Source organism: Cobetia sp. SIMBA_158, from assembly GCF_046566945.1.
GTDB classification, from domain to species: domain Bacteria; phylum Pseudomonadota; class Gammaproteobacteria; order Pseudomonadales; family Halomonadaceae; genus Cobetia; species Cobetia amphilecti.
In genome coordinates this window covers 1-241 of the sequence record NZ_JAWJYL010000979.1, presented here as the reverse complement: position 1 = coordinate 241, position 241 = coordinate 1, and the positions used below count along the sequence as shown (strand labels likewise).

At 39.0% G+C, this 241-nt stretch carries 1 protein-coding gene; it reads right to left on the bottom strand.

Translation table 11 applies throughout. The features are described 5' to 3' along the window. On the bottom strand, positions 1-241 hold a 241-nt coding region (locus tag R2R70_RS22735; RefSeq protein WP_410979306.1), incomplete at both ends, for a ThuA domain-containing protein.

Sequence of the window (241 nt, the reverse complement as noted above, 5' to 3'; positions counted from 1 at the left end):
ACCAAATTCGTACCATTCGTCAGTCCATAACATTTGCTGTGGCATATGATTTAAACCAATAAAGCTAGTATTAGCCACTTTACTTAAAACTGCAGTTTGAATAACTGGGTGAATACTAAAAGAGCGCCCTACTAACCTTTGATACCACGGCCAATCGTACTCAGTATCAGACGCACTATGAACTCCAACAAACCCCTTTCCAGATTTTATAAATCGCTCAAATGCTTTTTGCTCTTGAGTG